Source organism: Geodermatophilus siccatus, from assembly GCF_900103785.1.
Lineage (GTDB): Bacteria > Actinomycetota > Actinomycetes > Mycobacteriales > Geodermatophilaceae > Geodermatophilus > Geodermatophilus siccatus.
Window position 1 is genome coordinate 1 of the sequence record NZ_FNHE01000028.1, and the last position, 6,588, is coordinate 6,588.

6 protein-coding genes are annotated in these 6,588 nt (G+C 66.9%); 3 read left to right on the forward strand and 3 right to left on the reverse strand.

Going from position 1 to position 6,588, the window contains the following annotated elements:
* The coding region (locus BLS21_RS24300) for a leucine zipper domain-containing protein (RefSeq protein WP_139177298.1) at positions 1 to 216 on the reverse strand (216 nt) is incomplete at its 3' end.
* A 583-nt stretch (positions 217 to 799) separates the two neighbouring features.
* On the opposite strand from BLS21_RS24300, the gene BLS21_RS24305 reads away from it, so the two are divergent.
* The 3 genes from BLS21_RS24305 to BLS21_RS24875 all read left to right on the forward strand — a co-directional run bounded on the left by BLS21_RS24305 (position 800) and on the right by BLS21_RS24875 (position 3,137).
* Positions 800 to 1,624 carry an endonuclease/exonuclease/phosphatase family protein gene (locus BLS21_RS24305; RefSeq protein ID WP_217636265.1) on the forward strand — a complete coding sequence of 275 codons (825 nt, stop codon included), beginning with the start codon at positions 800 to 802 and terminating at the stop codon, positions 1,622 to 1,624.
* A 123-nt stretch (positions 1,625 to 1,747) separates the two neighbouring features.
* Complete coding sequence (locus tag BLS21_RS24870; protein WP_245700751.1) at positions 1,748 to 1,894, forward strand: hypothetical protein; 147 nt, start codon at positions 1,748 to 1,750, stop codon at positions 1,892 to 1,894.
* 52 nt (positions 1,895 to 1,946) lie between these two features.
* Positions 1,947 to 3,137 (forward strand): hypothetical protein, encoded by a 1,191-nt coding sequence (locus tag BLS21_RS24875; protein ID WP_139177299.1) that lies wholly within the window; start codon positions 1,947 to 1,949, stop codon positions 3,135 to 3,137.
* A 454-nt stretch (positions 3,138 to 3,591) separates the two neighbouring features.
* Here the strand turns inward: BLS21_RS24875 and BLS21_RS24310 are convergent, their stop codons facing one another.
* Positions 3,592 to 5,235 (reverse strand): pentapeptide repeat-containing protein, encoded by a 1,644-nt coding sequence (locus tag BLS21_RS24310; protein WP_091224477.1) that lies wholly within the window; start codon positions 5,233 to 5,235, stop codon positions 3,592 to 3,594.
* Positions 5,236 to 5,920: 685 nt separating this feature from the next.
* Positions 5,921 to 6,588, reverse strand: a 668-nt coding sequence (locus BLS21_RS24315) for an IS3 family transposase (RefSeq protein WP_139177300.1), incomplete at its 5' end; no start/stop codon positions are given.

The window sequence follows — 6,588 nt, forward strand, 5'->3', positions numbered from 1 at the left end:
CTCCGGCGAGGTCTGCCGGGGCATGCGGTGCGGCCGCGAGGAGCGGTCGGCCAGCCCGGCCTCGCCCTCGGCGCGCCAGCGGCGCACCCACTTGTGAACCGTCTGCCGACTGACGCCCAGCTGCTTGGCCACTTCACCGGGCCGGTGACCGGCCAGGACACGGTCGACGATCAGCGTGCGGGCGAACACGGTGGTACGGGCGTTAGCGTGGGCCACGGAGACCTCCGGTTGGCAACGGCGACGTCAAGCACCGCCACTCCTTCCGGAGGTCTCCTTCGTCACCAAGGCGCCACGCCGACCGTCAACAACGTCCCTGGCTACGACATCTAGCGCACGTCTTCCCATGCGCAAGAGATTACACACCAATTGTTGATCAAAGCTGCTCCGTCCGACGGGTGTGACGAGTCGAACCGGGTGTTCGTCGCGCGGCGCGGCCGCCCGGAGCTGACCACGACGATTCTGGCGCCCGTGAGCTGGCCGACCTGGTCGAGCGGATGCGGCGCACCTCGGGACGGCGGATCGACATGTCTACGCCGTTCGTCGACGCGGTGATGCCCGACGGGCCGCGGCTGCACGTGGTCATCCCCATTCGCACGCGGACAGCAGACGCATCAGCACAGACGCATGGCAGGCGCCGAAGGCTTTCCGAGCCGGGCACCAGCGACTACTCTTCTCACCCGAACCACTACTTTACGTAGTCGTTCAACGCTCCTCCGATGGCCGCGGGCCGTCGCCGCAACGCTCACTCGGGCGCATTCGGGCTGCGGGATGCACCCCGACCCCGCTCACGGGAGGCCTCGTGCACCTCAACCCGACGACGCCGCGCGGAGCGGCCCCCGACGTCCTGGCGACCGGCACGTCGTCGCGCGCCCTCGCCGAGTCAGCTGCCGCGCACCGGCCGATCCGCGTCATGTCCTACAACATCGCGCACGGCCAGGGCGTCGATGACCGCCTGGATCTCGACCGGGTCGCGGCCGAGATCGGTCACTCCGGCGCCGACATCGTGGGCCTGCAAGAAGTCGACCGGCATTGGAGTCAGCGCAGCGACTTCGCCGACCAGGCCGCGGAACTGGCGCGGGACCTGAGCATGCATGTCGTGTACGGCGCGAACCTGGACCTCGGCCCGCTGACCCCCGGTGCGCCGCGACGTCAGTACGGCAACGCCATCCTGTCTGACGCGCCCATCCGCGAGTGGCGCAACACCCTGCTGCCCCGCAGTGGGAGCTCCGAGCAGCGAGGCCTGCTCGAGGCGCTGGTCACCATGCGCGGAATCCAGGTGCGGGTCTTCACCACGCACCTGCAGCACAGCAGCCAGCAGGAGCGCCTCGCCCAGGTCGCCGCCATTCGGAAGAGGATCAGCACCGCCCAGGAGCCGGTCATCCTCACCGGCGATCTCAACGCCGGCCCGGACACCCCGGAGATCGACGCCATCACCCAGAACCTCGTCGACGCGTGGGCCGAGGCCGGCGTGGGACCCGGCTACACGTACTCGACCGTGAACCCCCACGCCCGCATCGACTACGTCTTGCACAGCAACGTCACAACGTGCAGTGCGGCTGTGCTCAGCACATCCGGGTCCGACCACCTGCCAGTCACAGCCGATCTGGTCCTGCCCCGCGCCTGACTGGGCGCCGGCACCTCGGCCCGCCCCATCATGAGTTGATCTGACCGGTCGGCGAGCCACCATGGGGCCACCATCACGCCCCGGACATCACCCGCCGGATGGCGGGTCAACATCCGCACGTTCGTGCTGCAGGCGAACTCGCTCGACGAGCTGGTCGTCTTGGGCAAGGTGACCCGGCAGGCCGCGCGGTTCCTCGAGGCCGCCGCCGTCGGGGGCCTCAACGTGCTGGTCGTCGGCGGCACCCCGGCGGGCAACACGGCTAATCGTTAGGACACCCGGGGATCCGACGGGGCTCGCTGGCTGAAACGGCATCGTGTGCAGCGTGAAGGTCTTCGACGACATCTCGCGCAGCGACCCCTCGCCTGCTCGTCACGACGAGAGTTCCGCCGACTTCTACGCCAGGGTCTCGGGAGTCTTCTGGGATGACATACGCACCCTGATAGATGACTGGTTCTCCCGCCTATGCGCCGGCGCCAAGGCCGACATCCGGTCGCGGCTCAGATCTTCAAATGACCGGGATTTAAACAGCGCCTTCTGGGAGTTGTATCTTCATGAATCTCTGGTTGGAAGTGGGTTCACGGTCACCTGTCATCCGGATGTCCCCGAGGGGACGCGAAAGCCCGACTTCCTAGCATCAAACGATCAAACGTCGTTTTATGTGGAGGCCCGCGCCATCTCCCCGAGCGATGTCGATGCTGTTGCGGGGAATCGTGTCAAAGCCGTGTACGGGCAGCTGGACAAGCTCGATAGTCCGAACTTCTTCCTTTGGATCGCCGTCGAGCGGTCAGGGTCAGTCACTCTTGCCACTAAGAAGCTGCGCCTCGCCCTCACAAGTTGGCTAGCTCCCCTCGATCCAGATGAACTGCTGGGTGTCCTCGATGGAGGGTCGGCGGAGGCGCTACCGACGTTCACCTGGGACGCGGACGGATGGCGGATCACGTTCCGAGCCATCCCGAAGTCCCCTGGATCCAGGGGCACTGGGACAGGTGTCCGTCCTCTCGGGATATTCGGTGGCACTCGCGCCCAAATTGTTGACGACAAGACTCCAATCCGCACAGCCCTGTCCAAGAAGGGCAAGGCCTACGGTGATCTGGGCCGTCCGTATATCGTGGCCCTCGCAATCAGTAGTCTCAGCTCCGATGGCGACGACATAGCCGACGCCCTATATGGCACCGAGAGCTTCGAGCTTGTAACGACCGAGAGTGGAGAGGTGGTCGGGCAGCCGACTTGGGCGTCCGATGGTTATTGGTGGGACGGGACTTCATGGCTTCACACCTCAGTGTCAGGCGTACTCCTGGCCCGCAATATGCATCCTGGGCGAGTGGGGGTGGAAGTTCCAACCCTTTGGCTCCATCCGAACCCTCTTCGCGCCGTCGAAGGACTACCAATATGGCGCACCGCCGCTGTTGTCGATGGGGAAGTGACCTTCAGCCCTCAGTCCATCGACCCTCCAACCCTCTTCGGCCTGCCTGATCCCTGGCCGTCGGGCGAACGGTTCCCAGCGGACGCGTAGCGGACGCATGGCGGCCGCCTCTTGACTTGAAGAAGCAACGTAACTCGGGGAGCTACCATCGCTCGGGGATGCGGTAGCAATACCTCGTCGCGGCGACGAGCTCCGTAGCCGGTGACCAGTCGTGCAGCACGCGCTCAGTACCGCCCTCGGTTCAGATGGACCCGTCGGCTTCTCGTCTCCACACGATGCTGTCCACGATGAAGAGGTCCGTCGGCTGGTGCTCACAGGCGTTTCGGACGTCGCCCTCGGTGAGCTCTACAGTGGCTGCCGTGCCCGAGAATCCCTTTGGCTCGGTTGCGCGACGAGTCGGATCTGCGCCGCCGGATGGATGGGTTGCTGTTGTTGTCGTGGGACCGCACGCCGGCCGAGCTTGAGGCACTCGACAGCCATCCGCGACTGCGCACTGTCCGCGGCACAAGGGGCTAGACCTCCCGACCTGCCCCCCAGCCACAGATTATCCGTCCTCCGCTGTGGACTCGACGCGGACGAGCGTCCCCCGCGCTGGGTCGTCTGCATCGGGGTGGACGGCCCACCCATTCGGCCAGACCCGCCGTCGGCCCCCGTTTACCTCCGGATCGTCGAGGCGCAAGATGCGCGTTCCGCCGAACGAAGCGTGGCCGGAGAGGGTCACATGGAACCACGCCTTGCCGGAGAAGATCGCCTTGTCGAATAAGGCGTGGCCGGAGAAGGTCGCCCCGTCGAACGAAGCGTGGCCGGAGAAGGCCGCCTCGTCGAACCTGGCGTTGCCGGAGAAGGTCGCCTTACCGAACCAGGCGTAGCCCGAGAAGGTCGCCTGGCTGAACGAGGCGTGGCTGGAGAAGGAGGCCCGGCCGAACCGGGCGTTGCCGGAGAAGGTCGCGCCGCCGAACCAGGCAGCGCCGGAGAAGGTCGCGCCGCCGAACCAGGCGTCGCCGGAGACAGTCGCCTCAATGAACCGGGCGTCGTCGGAGAAGGTCCCCCTATCGAACCGGGCGTCGCCGGAGAAGGTCGCCTTGTCGAACCGCGCGTGGCCGGAGAAGGTCGCCCGACCGAACCAGGCGTCGCCGGAGACGGTTGCCTTTTCGAACCAGCCGTAGCCGTGGAAGTTTGCCTCGTCGAACCGCGCGTCGCCGAAGAAGGTCGCCTTACCGAACCAGACGTCGCCGGAGAAGGTCGCGCCGTCGAACCGGGCGTCGCCGGAGAAGGTCGCGCCGTCGAACCGGGCGTCGCCAGAGAAGGTCGCGCCGTCGAACCGGGCGTCGCCGGAGAAGGTCGCCCCGTCGAACGAGGCGTCGCCGGAGAAGGTCGCCCGGCTGAAGTCCGCGCGGATGACTGACGCACTTCTCAGGGAGAGGTCGACCAGAGAAGCGCCCGTGAGGTCGATGCTGATGCCCGGCCAGAATATTGCCTCAGGCGAGGGCTCGGTGCCCTGGGCGTCCGTACCTGAAGTGTGAGGGGGATAGTGGAGGTGGTCGGCAAGGAGACGCTGGGCGGTCTGGCGGACCTGGAGCTCCTGGACTGTGTCTCGCTGGGGCTCGCCCTCGTCGGGAGCCGGCGGCGTCGCATCGTTTGTGGCAGCCAAACCTGAGGTCGGCTCATCCCGCCTTGAAGGTGTGTAGGGCATCCGCAGGTAGGCGCAGAGCACATCGACCACGGTCTGGCGCCGAGGGGGGTTGTCCTGTGCGAGGCTCACTAGCGAGTACAACGCACCCAATCGAACGGGGGCTTCTTTGTGGCCCAACTGCTCAACGGCCTTGGTGTACGTGTCGGTGACCTGCTGTGATTGGTTGAGCTTGTAAGTACGCTCCTCGCGGTCGTGTCGGTTCGCCTGCTCGAGTTGATTCTGTCTAAACGTGCGGTAGGTGACAAACGCACCAGCAGCCACGGCTAGCCCGGCGACGGTTTGCACGAGGGTGGTGCGGACGTCGTTTTCGGCCTTGAGTTCCTCCGCGTCACTGAGCTCACTGCTGGGGTGCCGTGTGAAGAGCCATGGGCCCCACCACAGCACGAACAAGAGGATGGCGACCGCGACAACGCCCGCCAGCGACCAAAGCCAATGTCTTGGTCCGCGCTCCTCGTTTGGGCGGCCGGTTTCGACTGGGGCAGCATCATCAGCCATAGCTCCTCCGGGAACTAGACGGCCTCGAGGTAAGTACTGCGGCGACTACGCGTTGCGGTCGACGGGTACCACAACAGCTTCCGCGGTGGCTACCCACTCAAACCAGGTCCGTCCGTGGGCGCCGACGGTCTCAGTGGGCCCGCGATGGCGAGGGTTGACCAGTTGGGTCGCTCGCCGGTCGCAGCTGCCAGCTCCCGCAGTTGGCCGCCCAGCGCCAGGGTTGCTTTCTCCTCGTGGACGTACGGGTAGGTCGCGGTCGCCTTGAACACCGCGGGAGGGGCATCGCCGCCAGCGGTCACGTCGACCTCCGGAGGTTGTGCTCATCCCACGGGGCCACGACGGAACTCCACACCAGCGAGGCGGCCTGCTCGGTGCCGTCGGGCAGGGTGCCCCGCAGCAGTCCCTGATGGATGTCCTCTGTCGGCCCGTGATCGGCCGGTTGGATGCAGCGAACCTCACGACCGGGGCTCACGGTGACGAAGGCGGTGCAGCGGCCCGTGCTTACCCGCCCTCGCCTACGCGGCTATCGCCGCCCATGGCAGCGGGCACCGTGGGCGCCGTGAAGGTCACCACCGCAGGGTTGCCCGGTTCGGCCGTCTGACAACAGGTTCGTTGCGGCTTGTCCCCCGGGCGGGCGAGCCGCGATGGAACACCATGAACCGTCCCCGGTTTCGTAGCGGGGCGGTTATGCCGGCAGCGGCTGCTGCTCGGCGGTGATGGAACGGTAGTACTCCTGCTCGACCTCGACCGGGGGCCTGTGGCCGAGGGCGCTGTGCAGGCGGGTGGTGTTGAACCAGTGCACCCACGACAGGGTGGCCAGCTCGAGGTCCTCGACGCCGCGCCAAGGACCGTCCCGGCGGGTGCACTCGGTCTTGTACAGACCGATCAGGCTCTCGGCGGCGGCGTTGTCATAGGAGTCCCCGACGCTGCCGATCGAGGCCACCGCGCCGGCGTCGGTCAGCCGAGCCTGATACCGAATCACGGTGTATTGACTGCCCGCGTCGCTGTGCTGAATGACGCCGGTGATGTCCTCACCTGCCCGTTGATGGGTCCACAGGGCCATCTCCAACGCGTCCAGCGGCAGCTCGGTCGGCATCGATCCGGCGGTGCGCCAGCCGACGATCCGCCGGCTGAACGCGTCGTGCACGAAGGCGGTGAACGCCATGCCCGACCAGGTCGGCACGTAGGTGAAGTCGACCAGCCACAGGCGGTTGGGCGCCGGCGCGGTGAAGTCGCGCTGCACCAGGTCCGGCGGCCGGGCCGCGGCCGCGTCCGCCCGCGTGGTCCTGAACGCCCGGCCACGGCGGGCGCCGTGCAGCCCGTCGGTGCGCATCAGCCGCTCCACCTGGCGTT

Coding starts and splice junctions, on each gene's coding strand:
- BLS21_RS24310 (WP_091224477.1), bottom strand. CDS start 5,235: ATGGCTGATGATGCTGCCCCAGTCGAAACCGGCCGCCCAAACGAGGAG.